Source organism: Cupriavidus sp. 8B, from assembly GCF_054589115.1.
This window is the reverse complement of the sequence record NZ_BAAILO010000139.1, coordinates 35845-47012: the sequence shown is the minus strand read 5'-3', so window position 1 is coordinate 47012 and position 11168 is coordinate 35845. Positions and strand designations below refer to the sequence as shown.

Annotated in this window: 10 protein-coding genes and 1 pseudogene; 4 read left to right on the top strand and 7 right to left on the bottom strand. The window is 67.6% G+C overall.

Annotation, left to right across the window (positions count from 1 at the left end):
* From ACYP5B_RS14755 to ACYP5B_RS14745, 3 genes are all read right to left on the bottom strand, one after another.
* Positions 1-853 (bottom strand): nSTAND1 domain-containing NTPase (locus ACYP5B_RS14755; protein ID WP_459570203.1); only part of this gene is annotated, 853 nt, incomplete at its 3' end.
* A 1-nt stretch (position 854) separates the two neighbouring features.
* Positions 855-2909 carry a CHAT domain-containing protein gene (locus ACYP5B_RS14750; RefSeq protein WP_400096550.1) on the bottom strand — a complete coding sequence of 685 codons (2055 nt, stop codon included), beginning with the start codon at positions 2907-2909 and terminating at the stop codon, positions 855-857.
* Between the two features lie 195 nt (positions 2910-3104).
* Positions 3105-3992, bottom strand: a complete 888-nt coding sequence (locus tag ACYP5B_RS14745) for a LysR family transcriptional regulator (protein ID WP_400096551.1) — start codon at positions 3990-3992, stop codon at positions 3105-3107.
* Positions 3993-4109: 117 nt separating this feature from the next.
* On the opposite strand from ACYP5B_RS14745, the gene ACYP5B_RS14740 reads away from it, so the two are divergent.
* The 3 genes from ACYP5B_RS14740 to ACYP5B_RS14730 all read left to right on the top strand — a co-directional run bounded on the left by ACYP5B_RS14740 (position 4110) and on the right by ACYP5B_RS14730 (position 6957).
* A complete protein-coding gene (locus ACYP5B_RS14740) occupies positions 4110-5234 on the top strand; it encodes a mandelate racemase/muconate lactonizing enzyme family protein (protein ID WP_459570202.1) in 1125 nt (374 codons plus the stop codon).
* Between the two features lie 59 nt (positions 5235-5293).
* The gene (locus ACYP5B_RS14735) at positions 5294-6274 is read left to right on the top strand and encodes a Bug family tripartite tricarboxylate transporter substrate binding protein (RefSeq protein WP_400096553.1); all 981 of its coding nucleotides are present in this window, start codon (positions 5294-5296) and stop codon (positions 6272-6274) included.
* A 305-nt stretch (positions 6275-6579) separates the two neighbouring features.
* Positions 6580-6957, top strand: a complete 378-nt coding sequence (locus ACYP5B_RS14730) for a cupin domain-containing protein (RefSeq protein WP_318235240.1) — start codon at positions 6580-6582, stop codon at positions 6955-6957.
* Positions 6958-6971: 14 nt separating this feature from the next.
* On the opposite strand, the gene ACYP5B_RS14725 is transcribed toward ACYP5B_RS14730, so the two are convergent.
* On the bottom strand, positions 6972-7472 hold the full coding sequence (locus ACYP5B_RS14725) for a GAF domain-containing protein (RefSeq protein ID WP_459570201.1): 501 nt from the start codon (positions 7470-7472) through the stop codon (positions 6972-6974).
* Positions 7473-7622: 150 nt separating this feature from the next.
* Between ACYP5B_RS14725 and eno the strand changes: the two are divergent.
* Positions 7623-7829, top strand: a pseudogene (gene eno, locus ACYP5B_RS14720) (phosphopyruvate hydratase); the annotation flags it as partial.
* A 24-nt stretch (positions 7830-7853) separates the two neighbouring features.
* On the opposite strand, the gene msrA reads toward eno, so the two are convergent.
* The 3 genes from msrA to msrB form a co-directional block, all read right to left on the bottom strand.
* Complete coding sequence (gene msrA / locus ACYP5B_RS14715) at positions 7854-8594, bottom strand: peptide-methionine (S)-S-oxide reductase MsrA (protein ID WP_318235228.1); 741 nt, start codon at positions 8592-8594, stop codon at positions 7854-7856.
* Between the two features lie 92 nt (positions 8595-8686).
* Complete coding sequence (locus ACYP5B_RS14710; RefSeq protein WP_400096555.1) at positions 8687-10486, bottom strand: cytochrome c biogenesis protein DipZ; 1800 nt, start codon at positions 10484-10486, stop codon at positions 8687-8689.
* 46 nt (positions 10487-10532) lie between these two features.
* Complete coding sequence (gene msrB, locus ACYP5B_RS14705; RefSeq protein WP_400096556.1) at positions 10533-11048, bottom strand: peptide-methionine (R)-S-oxide reductase MsrB; 516 nt, start codon at positions 11046-11048, stop codon at positions 10533-10535.
* Between the last annotated feature and the right edge of the window lie 120 nt (positions 11049-11168).

The window sequence follows — 11168 nt, the reverse complement described above, 5'->3', positions numbered from 1 at the left end:
GCGCCGGCGCCCCGGCCGGGCCGAAACACGCCTGCCACAGGCTCAGGCCCACCACCTGCAACTGCACCGGCTCGATATATCGCCCCTCGCGCAGGCTCACCTTGCCCGTGGCGTCCCGCGTGCGGACCTGGGCCAGATCCTTCACGAGCTGCCGTGCCGCGTCTTCCCGAAAATCCACGCCAGCTTCCAGTGCGGGCCCGCGCAGCGCTTCCAGCGCCTGCTCGCGGGACAGCAGGTCGATCCGCATGGTGTTGGTCAGCCGCGTGGGCACCAGGTCGCGATAGGCATCGAGCCAGGAGAAGTACTCCTCACGCATCGCTACCAGGGCCCAGACGGGGCTCCCGCTACGGCCGAGCAAGTCGCCCAGCTGCGCAAAGAACACCTGCTTGGCGCCGGTGTCGGTGGTGTCGAGCGTGAAGATCTCCTCGAACTGGTCGAGCACGATCAGCAGCCGCCGTGCGCGGCCGCCGTGGCCGGGGTCTTCCAGGCGGGCCAGGCAGGACAAGAGCGTATCGTCCGCGCGCGGCTTGAGCTCGGTGCGCGCGGCCCAGCAGTGCAGCACGCTGGTGACGTAGCGGTTGGCGCCTTCGTACGGCACGCTCACGCGGGCGGTCGGCAACATGTCGAAACGATCCGACAGGCGCGGCCGCAGCCCTGCCTCGATCAGCGAGCTCTTGCCCGCGCCGGATGGCGAGTACAGCAACACGATGCGGTCGGCGATCAGGCGGTCGCGCAACTCCTCGATCTCGGCATCCCGCCCGAAGATCGGGTCGGTCTCGTCCAGCGGCATGGGGCCGATGTACGGGCCATGGGCGCGCTGCGCCGCGCTGTCGTAGGCAGGATTGGCCGCCATCTCAGGCCTCCAGGCGCCGCAGCAGTTCGGCGGTGAACATGCCCACGTCGCCCCAGTACAGCTTGAGCCGCGCCTTGTCCTGGAAGTAGCGCTCCAGGTAGCGCCGCGCGCTCACCGGGTCGACGATGCTGTTGGGGTCCAGCTGCGCCGAGAGGTGCTGGTACTCCTGGCGCAGGTCCGCGCCCTCCAGGTTGAGGATGCTGCGAAACAGGATGCGGAATTCCCACGACTGCACGTCGAAGCCGACAAACAGCAGCGCGCTGTCGTTCAGGCGCGCCCGCACGGCCAGCGGGATGGCGTTGCTGGTCGTCGATACGCTGGTGAGGTAGTCAAAGTACTGGTCCTCGGTCAGCACCAGCGAGCCGGGCTCGCGCAGGTCGCCAAACAGCTTGAGCACCATCGGCGCCTGCGCGGTGGGGGAGGCGCGCTTGCGGCCTTCGGCCAGCGCGTCGTCGCAGGCCTGCGCCTGGCGGTTCCAGCGGCACAGGCGGATGCCGGGATCGGCACCGCCCTCGCGCAGCGCATCGGCAAGCAGGTCGCTCGGATCCGTCGTCAGGTAGACCGGCAGCTTGAGCCGCGCCATGGCGCGGTAGGGGTTGCCGGGATCCCGCTGGCGTTGCGCGCGCCCCACGGCGCAAACCACTTCGCCAAGCTGCGCGATGATGTCTTCGTTGCGCAGCGCCGACAGCGCGGCCGGCAGGATGTCGCGGTACTGCTGGCTCAGGTGCTGGTAGGCGAACTTGAAGAAGAGCCGCCGCGGAAACACGCCTTGCTGGGACACGGCCAGGTACTGCGCCACCTGCGGCAGCTCGTCGCGCTCGTGCGCCGCCATCGGGAAGTGATAGGCCTCGGCCCACATCTGCGCCAGTTGCAGGCGCGAGCCGAAGACCGTCTCGCTCATGGCGGGCCCGAGGATCGGCGTGGTCTCGCCGTGCTGGATGTTTTCGATGACGGCGCGCCAGGCGTCTGCGCCATCGCCTTCGTCGGGGCCGAAGCCAGGTGGGTAGAAGATCCGGCCGCTGTCCAGCCGCGTGAACACCGCAGGCATCCACCAGTCCGGATACTGGCTCACGGCTGCGCGCGCAACGCCCGCGGCGCGGTCCACCTCGCCGTGGTCGCGCAGCTCGGCAAAGAACACCGGCATGAAGGCGGACATGGTGGCCACGCTCACATTGCCCTGCATGGCCAGCACGGCAGGCACGCCGGCCTGCGCCAGCAACGGGCCCAGTGCCATCAGCGTGCTGGCGCAGCGTGCCGCCCCCGTGCCCGCGCTCTGGCAGGAGCACAGCACCACCAGGCTGGGCGGGCGTTCCAGCGCGCCGATGCGGTTCACCAGCACGCTGCCGGACACCAGGTCGCGGGTGCCGTCCATGCGTTCCAGCCACAGCATCGGCTCATCGTCCACCAGCGCCCCGTGGCAGACGAGGTAGAGCACGTCCACGCCGTCGCGCAAGCCGGCAAGGATGCGCTCAACCGTGGCGCACCCCGGCTCGGCCAGCACGGTCACGGGGATCGGGGCCAGCGCGGCGCTGGCACGCGCGGCTTCGCCCGCGGCATCGATCGGCGCCAGCTCCGGGCCGAGGCCGCCCGGGTTTGACACGACCACCAGCGCCGTCACGTCGCTCTTGGCGCGCAGCTTGGGCAGGCGCATCTCACGCGCAAACAGGTAGCGTGAGAAAAAGCAACGTTGCCCGATGAAGAGTGGATGCTCGCCGGCCGGGTCGAACAAGGTCTCCCAGGGCAGCGCGTGCAGCTCGCGCGCCAGCACGCTGATGCGCAGGCGCACGCGCAGGTCCAGGCGCCGCTCGTCCGCGGCGTTCTGCGCGGTGACAAAGGCATCGCGCACGACCGGCGCGGCAAACAGGCTGGCGGCCAGCGCGCGACCGCATACCTGGGGATCCGCGTCGCGCAGCGCCGGCGCATCCGGCGACAATGCCAGCGGCACGCGCGGCGTGATGGCGTCGCCCTCCGGCACCCGATGGCGTGCCTCCACCGCGTACGTGCCATCGCCATCGCTGTCGATGACGATCTCTAGCTCGGAGTAGTTGCGTGGCATAGAGCGTCCCGGATGGTAAGGCGACCGTCCAGGAACTACTGAATATGAAAACTGCAAAAAATGCAATTTGCGTCTTGGGCGCACCATGCGACTGCCGTCGCGCGGGGTGCTGCAAGCGGCATCCGATAACGCGCAACGCCCCTGGGCGCTCTGGCTATCGCAGGCCTCGGCGCGAAGGCAAGCGCCCGGGCAGCCCTAGGCCGCCGCGGGCGCTGGCAGGCTGGTATCCAGCAGCGCCGCCAGCGCCGCCGCCAGCGGCGAGCGCACCGACCCGCGCAGCCACACCATGCCCACCGTGCGCTGCGGGCAGGGCGCCGGCAGCGCCCAGCGCCGCACCCTGGCGTCCTGCTGCCCGCCTGGCGCCCAGTCCGGCAGCACCGATACGCCCAGGCCTTCGGCCACCAGCTTGGCAATATGCTCGATGCCGTCCAGCTCGAACTGGACCTGCGGCCGCAGGTTGTGGCGGTGCAGGTAGTCGTCGGCCTGCTTGCCAGCCACCACGTTGCGGTCGTAGCGGATAAACGGCTCGCGGGCGATGGTCTGCAGCGGGTCGGTCACCTTCATGCGCGCCGGTGTCAGCAGGATCAGCGACTCGTTGCGCAGCGGCACCCACTCGCAGGTCTTGGGCATGGCAAAGGCGGGGTGCACCAGCACCGCGGCATCCAGCTCGCCGCTGACGACCTTGGCCATCAGCGCCACCGACGTGCCCGGCTCGATAAAGATCTCGATGCCCGGGTAGCGCCGCTTCCATTCGCGCAGCGCGCTCGGCAGCAGGCCCATCAGCGCGGTCGGGGCGCAGCCCAGGCGCAGCGGGCCGGCGGGCAGCGCAGTGTCCGATGCCTCGGAGCGCAGGTTGCCGACTTCCCGCACCACCAGCCGGGCGCGTTCCAGTATCCGGCTGCCGGCGATGGTGGGGCGCACCGTGCGCCCCGAGCGCGCCAGCAGCTTGCTGCCGATGTCGGCTTCGAGCGCCTTGATCTGCTGCGCCACGGTGGTGGGCGCCAGGTCGAGGCGCCGGGCGGCTTCCGCGATGGAGCCGGCATCCACCACGACGATAAAGGTTTGCAGGAAGTTGATGTCCATAAACACGCATTTTACGTGTTCAGAAACATCATGGCGGCGCTTTTCTGGTGGATTTGGGTGAGCAACACTACGTGCACTTACCCAAGACCATTCGCCACCTACCCGAGAGAGACCTGTATGCCGATCATCCAATCCATCGAAGTTTGCGTCGCCCGCGTGCCGCTTGACCACGTGACCTCGTTCTCCAACCGCACCGTGACCGAGCGCCACTATGGCCTGGTGAAGGTGCGGTCCGCCGATGGCGTGGAAGGCATCGGCTTTTGCTACGTGGGCAGCGCGGGCGGAGAGCTGTTCCGGGTGGCGGTGGAGCAGTTGCTCGCGTCCGTGCTGATCGGCAAGGAGTCGCTCGGCGTGGAAGGGCTGTGGCAGCAGATGTACCAGGAGGCGCTCCTGCAAGGCCGCATGGGTACCGTCATGCGGGCCATCAGCGCGCTGGATATCGCGCTGTGGGACTTGAACGCCAAGGCGGTCGGCCTGCCGCTGCACAAGTACCTGGGCGCGGTCGAGCTGGATACGGTGCCCGCATATGCAAGCGGCGGCTACTACGTCGAAGGCAAGACCGCCGCGATGGTCGGCGAGGAAATGGCCAGCTATGTCGCGCTTGGCTTCAAGGCGGTCAAGATGAAGACCGGGCGCTGGGACCCCAAGGGGGAGGAATCCCGCGTGAAGGCCGCGCGCGAAGCCATCGGGCCGGACGTGGAGCTGATGCTGGACTGCAACAACGGCTGGGTCGACACGGTGCAGGCGATGCAGTACCTCAGCCGCATCGAGCAGTACCACCCGTACTTTATCGAAGAGCCGTTCGGCCCGGACGATATCGAAAGCCACGCGCGCCTGGCCAAGCTGACCTCCATCCCCGTGGCCACCGCGGAGATCGGCTACGGCCGCTGGTATCACAAGCAACTGCTCGATATGGGCGGCGCCGCCATCCTGCAAACGGACGCGGCGGTGTGCGGCGGCATCACCGAGTGGAAGCGCATCGCGGCCATCGCGGCCGGCTACGGCGTGCAGGTGTGCCCGCACTGGTTCCACGATGTGCACGCGCCGCTGGTGGCGGCCACCCCGAACGCGCGCTATGTGGAATTCTTCTGGGACGACCAGGTGCTGAACTTCCGCCGCCTGATCGATCGGCAGCTCGGGCACAAGGACGGCCGCGTGGTGCTGCACCAGACACCGGGGCTGGGCTTTGGCTTCGAAGAGAAGCAGGTGGCGAAGTATGGCAAGTGGACGACCACGTCCTGAGCGGCATGCATACTCCCGCAGCACGGCACTAAGAACATAAAAATACGGAGACAACCATCATGGACCGACGCGCCTTTACCCGCGCCCTTGCCACCCTGGCTGCCGCGGGCGCTTTGCCCGCGCTTGCCGCCGATCCCGTGTTGCCCAAAGGCCCGATACGCGTCGTGGTCGGGTTTCCCCCGGGCGGCGGCACGGATGTAATCGCCCGGATCATCACCAACAAGCTTGGCGCGCTGTGGGGCGTGCCGGTCGTGGTGGATAACAAGGCCGGCGCAGCCGGCCTGATCGCCGCGGCGGAGGTGGCCAAGGCGGCCCCGGATGGCAACACGCTGATGCTGGGCCATATCAATGCGCTCGGCATCGCGCCTGGCTTGCATGCCCGTCTCAACTATTCGGCCGAGCGGGATTTCACGGCAATTGCGCTGGTCGGCAAGACGCCGCAGGTGCTGATCGCCAGCCGCGCGCAGCCGGTCAGGACGGTGCAGGCGCTGATCGACCTGGCCAGGAAGACGCCGAACCAGGTCACCTTCGGGTCGGCCGGTTCCGGCTCCGCGCAGCATCTCGCCCTGGCGCTGTTCGAGCAGCGTTCCGGCGTTTCGGTGCTGCACGTGCCCTACAAGGGCTCGGCGCCGCTGGCTACCGATCTGCTAGGTGGGCATGTGCAGTTTGCTTTCGAAGGCATGACGACCGCGACGCCGTTTATCAAGGAGGGCAAGCTGATCGCCATTGCGCAGACGGGCAACAAGCGCGTGAAGGGCTTTTCCAATGTGCCGACCGTGGCGGAATCCGGCTTCCCCGGTTTCGACGCGAGTATCTGGTTCGGCTTGGTCGGGCCAGCCGGGCTGCCACCGGCGATGGTCGCGCGCATCAATGCCGACGTGAACAAGGTGCTCGCCATGCCGGACGTGGCCGCCAAGCTGGAAGAGTTCGGCGCGGAAGACGGCGGCGGCTCGCCGGAGCGGTTCGCGGAGTTCATGCGCATCGAACAGGCCAAGTGGGCGAAGCTGATCAAGGACAAGAAGATCACGGCGGAGGGATAAGCACCCGACCTGGCCGCCGCCGGGCGCACGGCGCATCCGATCACCGATGCGGGCGGGCAGGCCTTTGCGCTGCAGTGGGACCTGGCCCAGGGCAGGCAACTCCGCTGCCTGCCTGCCCCCTGTCTGTGGATGGCCCTGTCGCAAGCAGTCCCACTGACCTAGAATCGCAATTGCGGCACGGGCGAGCGATTCCCTTAATTGGCGGGAGACTGAAAGTGACTCTTGACGGCGTAACTCCAGGCGAATCGATCCAATTGGGTCAATTGCACATCCAGTACCTGATCGATGGATCCGCTACGGGTGGGATGGGTGTATTCGAATTGACGGTGCCGCCCGGCTCGCAAGTTCCGCCACCGCATAGCCACACGCATAACGAAGAGTGCGTCTATGTGCTGGAGGGCAGGCTCCGGTACGCTGTCGATGGAGTAGCCCGAGACCTCGCGCCAGGCGAATGGATGCATACCCCGCGCGGATCGGTTCATCAATTCAGCAACCCGCACGGCGATGTGGCTCGCGCATTGATCGTTCTCACGCCGGACATCGGGGCCCAGTACTTCCGCGACGTCGCCGATGTCATCCATGCCGGCGGGCCGCCCGACCGCGCCGCGCTGGTTGCGGTCATGTCCAGCTACGGGCTCGTACCGGCGTCACCACCGGCGGCACCGCCAGCGGCACCGAAATAAGCGCGATCCATTGCCTAGGGCTGCGTCCAGCCCAGCTCCACAAACACCCTGCACAGCGCTTCCATGCCTGCCGCGTCTTCGCCATCGAAGCGGGCCATCACCGGGCTGTCCACGTCCCATACGCCGATGAGGGTGCCGTCGCCGGCGATCAGCGGGACGACGATCTCCGATTGGGAGGCTGAATCGCAGGCGATATGCCCGGCAAACGCATGCACGTCCCGCACGACCTGCGTGCTGCGGGTTTGCGCCGCGGTGCCGCAGACGCCCTTGCCCAGGCCAATCCGCACGCAGGCGGGCTTGCCCTGGAACGGCCCGACCACCAGCTCGGTGCCGTCGTAGAAGTAGAAGCCGGCCCAGTTGAGATCCTGCAGCGAGTGATAAACCAGCGCCGAGAAGTTGGCGGCGTTGGCGATGCGGTCGGTCTCGTCCGCCAGCAGGGCGCGAGCCTGGGCGACCAGCTCTTCATATTGCGCGGCCTTGGAGAGCGCGGAGGTGTCGCCAGATAGCTGAAACATGATGCGGATCCGGTGGGGTTGCGGGTTCGAAGCCGAAATCGAAATCCTAATCCCAAATGGAATCGTGCGCGGGTGGCATGGGCATGGATAAGCAAGCCGCGGCCCTACATCCCGGGTTCATACTCCGCCAGCTTGTCCCGCAGCCAGCCGATAATCACCTCGGCGTCCTCGGGCGAGACCGAGGACGTGAGCATCGCGGACCTGGCGGTAGCGATCCGATGCGGCCAGATCAAGACGGGGTCCATCTCCCGCTCGGATCGCACCGCGAAGTACAACCAGCTCATTCGTATCGAGCGCAGGCTGTGGGCGGATGCGCGCTACGGCGGCACCGCGATCCTCAAGGGGCGGCGGCGCTGAGCGGCGCGGCGCCGCGCCGTGCCATCACGAACCCGCCACCTTCAGCAGCACCGGGTCATTGCGGTACAGCTCCGGGAACATCTGCTTCAGGTAGCCGATCTTGGGCAGGTCGTTGATGACGATGTACGGGTGCGAAGGATGGCGGGTCAGGAAGTTCTGGTGATAGCTCTCCGCCGGGTAGAAGGCCTTGTAGTCCTCGATGCGGGTGACGATGGGGGCCTTGAACGCATTGGCCTTGCCCAGCTGCGCGATATACGCCTGCGCCACGCTGCGCTGCTCGGCGTTAAGCGGGAACACCGCCGAGCGATATTGCGTGCCGTGGTCCGGGCCCTGGAAGTTGAGCTGGGTGGGGTTGTGCGCGACCGAGAAGAAGACCTGCAGCAGGCGGCCGTAGCTGACCTGCGCCGGGTCGAACGTGACCTCCACCGATTCGGCATGGCCAGTGCCGCCGCCGCTGACGGTCTCGTACTGGGCGGTGCTGGCAGCGCCACCGGCATAGCCGGATGTGACCTGCTTCACGCCGCGCACGTGCTGGAACACGCCTTGCACGCCCCAGAAGCAGCCACCGGCGAACACGGCCGTTTCCGTCGGCGCCGTGCCGGCTTTTTCATCCAGCGCGGGCGGCGGGATCTTGACGGCGTCTTCGGCCGAGTTGGCCACGCGCTGCCATGCCAGCAGGCCCGCCGCCAGCATGACGAGGCCTGCTACTTTTGCGGCGGACGAACGCGTCCACCAGGAGAAACCGGTTGAAGAGTGCGTGGTCATGATTGCCTATCCTTGAACGTTGCCTGCCGTGTCGTGATCAGTGAGTTCGATGCTGTTTCTTGCGTGCTTTTGCCGAGCGTCTTCCGTGCGCGTCAGCCGAAGGTAAAGGCGTAAGCCTCCACGCCGGGGTCCAGGAATTCGATGGCGAACGTGTGCTCGGCCACTTTGCCCGTCTGCCGCACCAACTGGTATAGCCGCTGCTCGGTGACCGTGCCGCTGCCATCCGCTGCCACATCCGTGCCGCGCGCGTCGCCCGGCGCGGCGCCGTCGATGCTCACGCGGAACCGCACCGGCTTGCCGTCCTTGCCCGGCCCCAGCACCAGGTGCAGGTCGCGGGCGTGAAAGCGGTAGACGATGCGCCCGGAGGCGCCGGCCAGCGCGGCGTGTTCGGCACCGACCCGCCAGGTGCCGGCCAGGCCCCAGTCGTTGAGCGCGGGATTGACGGGCGCGGTGTAAGTGTGCGCCCTGTCTTGCGCTTCGCCGCCGGGCGAGGCGAAGTTCTGCGCACGCTCGTAGCCGAGGTAGGTTTCGCCGGACTGTATCTCTGCCTTGTCGGCGGCCATCTGCACGCCTTGCGCATCGGCATTGCCGATGCCCATGGCCACCTTTGCGGCATCGGCGTGGCCCGCTTCCGCCAGCAGCTGCTGGATCACCTGCTCGGACCTGGCATACTCGCCCTCGCCAAAATGATGAAAGCGGATCTGCCCCTGCGCGTCGATGAAGTAGTGCGCCGGCCAGTACTGGTTGTTAAAGGCGCGCCAGATCGCGTAGTTGTTGTCGACGGCCACCGGGTAGTCGATGCCGAGGTCGCGCGTGGCCTTCTTCACGTTGTCCAGGTTGCGCTCGAAGGCAAACTCCGGCGCGTGCACGCCGATCACCACCAGCCCCTGGTCGCGGTACTTCTGCGCCCAGGCCTTCACGTAGGGCAGGGTGCGCAGGCAGTTGATGCACGAGTACGTCCAGAAATCGACCAGCACCACCTTGCCGCGCAGCGCTTCGGCCGTGAGCGGCGGCGAGTTCAGCCACTCCACGGCGCCGCCCAGCCCGGGTAACTGGCCCTCCACGGGCAGGGCCGCGGCGGCGCTCTGGCCGGTCTTGAGGCTCGTTGCGCGCATCATCGCGCCGGACGATGCCGTCACGGCAGGGCCGTTGCCGGCTTCAGCCTGCTTCGCCGACAGCTTGTCGACCAGCTGCTGCTCGATGCCGCCCGTGGCCACGGTCGAGACGCGGGCCAGCACGCCGGTGTCCAGCCCCAGCCCGATGGCAACCACGCCGAGCAGCATGGCCGCGCCGATGCCGCGCCGGACCCATTCCCCCGCGCCCAGTGAGCGCTTCATCGCGGTAAAGACGCGGCCGCCGATCAGCAAGGCCACCGCCAGCGACGTGGCCGCGCCGGCCGCGTAAGCGACCAGCAGCAGCGTGGTGCCGACGCTGGCGCCGCGCAGCGCCGCCCCCGTCAGCACGAGGCCGAGGATGGGGCCGGCGCATGGCGCCCACAACAGGCCGGTGGCAATGCCGAGCAGGAACGACGAGCCTGGCCGCACCTGATCGCCATCGGCCTGCGCAAACGCGGAGAGCCGGCTGCCCGCGCTGACCAGCGGGTGCATCAACCGCTCTGCGAAGCGCGGTAGCAGCAGCGTCAGGCCAAAAACGGCCAGCAAGGCAATGGCCAGCCAGCGTCCATATTGGTTGGCCTGGGTTACCCAGCCGCCGCCAACCGCCGCCAGCGTTGCCACCGCCGCGAACGTCAGCGCCATGCCGGCCAGCAGCGGCAGGCCGCTGCGCACAAAGGGCTGGTCGGCCCGTGAAAACACGAAGGGCAGCACGGGCAGGATGCACGGGCTGAGGATGGTGAGCGCGCCGCCAAGATAGGCGAGGATAAGGAGGAACATGGAATCTTCTGTATGGTTGTGGTCGGCGTTGGAGGCCCGCGCGGGCTCAGGCGGCTTGCGGCTTGAACGTCATCGCCACGCCGTTCATGCAGTAGCGCAGCCCGGTCGGCTTGGGGCCGTCGTTGAATACATGGCCCAGGTGGCCGCCGCAGCGCCGGCAGTGCACTTCCGTGCGCGATATGCCGAATGAGCGGTCCTCGTGCGTGTGCACGGCGTTCTCCAGCGGCGCCCAGAAGCTGGGCCAGCCGGTGCGGCTGTCGAACTTGGTGCGCGATGAGAAGAGGTCGAGCTGGCATCCGGCACAGGCGAACAGGCCGGCGCGATGCTCGTCGTTCAGCGGACTGCTGTAAGGCCGCTCCGTGCCTTCCTGGCGCAGCACGTTGTACTGGGCCGAGGTCAGCATCTGGCGCCACTGCGCGTCGGAGCGCACCACCTCGAAGGTTTCGGCGGGTTTGCCCGCGTTAGCCGGACCCGCGGCCAGCGCGCGCCAGCCGCTACTGACGGCCGCAATGGCCGCCAAGGCGGCACTGCCCGATACCAAAAAGCGCCTTCTGCTTCCCATGATGTGCTCCTTGCCTCAATGTATCGATCGCAGCGACCGACTTGCCATCGATCGCTGCCATGGATCGTTGGCCGCATCGTATGGCTGGCACCATCCCGGAGTCCTCACCAAAGGTTAAAT

Excerpts from the sequence above, each read along its gene's own strand:
- ACYP5B_RS14750 (WP_400096550.1), bottom strand. The coding sequence starts at position 2,909 with ATGCCACGCAACTACTCCGAGCTAGAGATCGTCATCGACAGCGATGGC.
- ACYP5B_RS14745 (WP_400096551.1), bottom strand. The coding sequence starts at position 3,992 with ATGGACATCAACTTCCTGCAAACCTTTATCGTCGTGGTGGATGCCGGC.
- ACYP5B_RS14740 (WP_459570202.1), top strand. The coding sequence starts at position 4,110 with ATGCCGATCATCCAATCCATCGAAGTTTGCGTCGCCCGCGTGCCGCTT.
- ACYP5B_RS14735 (WP_400096553.1), top strand. The coding sequence starts at position 5,294 with ATGGACCGACGCGCCTTTACCCGCGCCCTTGCCACCCTGGCTGCCGCG.
- ACYP5B_RS14730 (WP_318235240.1), top strand. The coding sequence starts at position 6,580 with ATGGGTGTATTCGAATTGACGGTGCCGCCCGGCTCGCAAGTTCCGCCA.
- ACYP5B_RS14725 (WP_459570201.1), bottom strand. The coding sequence starts at position 7,472 with ATGTTTCAGCTATCTGGCGACACCTCCGCGCTCTCCAAGGCCGCGCAA.
- msrA (WP_318235228.1), bottom strand. The coding sequence starts at position 8,594 with ATGACCACGCACTCTTCAACCGGTTTCTCCTGGTGGACGCGTTCGTCC.
- ACYP5B_RS14710 (WP_400096555.1), bottom strand. The coding sequence starts at position 10,486 with ATGTTCCTCCTTATCCTCGCCTATCTTGGCGGCGCGCTCACCATCCTC.
- msrB (WP_400096556.1), bottom strand. The coding sequence starts at position 11,048 with ATGGGAAGCAGAAGGCGCTTTTTGGTATCGGGCAGTGCCGCCTTGGCG.